Here is a 297-nt window from a genome sequence, read left to right as displayed (position 1 = left end):
GCCGCGAACCAGCTGTGGGTGGCCGACATAACCTACATACCGCTCGAATGCGGTGGCACGTGCTACCTGCACATAGTCACCGATGCCTACTCGCACAAGGTCGTAGGCCACAAGGTCTCGCCGTCGCTGCGCGCCTCGGAGTCTCTCGAGGCCCTCAGGCAGGCCATAGCCCATGCCGTGGCGGTGCGCGGCACGGACAGTCTTGACGGCCTCCTGCTTTATTATGCCGTTGACGCGCTCGGCCACGGCGTTGTCGGTGGGGTTGTAGTCCTCGGTCATGCTCACCGATATGCCGTG

The 297-nt window shown here is 63.6% G+C and carries 1 protein-coding gene; it reads left to right on the top strand.

Translation table 11 applies throughout. The features are described 5' to 3' along the window. On the top strand, positions 1-297 hold a 297-nt coding region (locus tag H6A34_RS14745), incomplete at both ends, for a DDE-type integrase/transposase/recombinase (protein ID WP_205106116.1).

It is taken from the genome of Marseilla massiliensis, assembly GCF_016899855.1.
Taxonomy (GTDB): domain Bacteria; phylum Bacteroidota; class Bacteroidia; order Bacteroidales; family Bacteroidaceae; genus Prevotella.
Note: the sequence above shows the minus strand (reverse complement) of the source record. Positions and strands in the feature narration are given on the sequence as shown.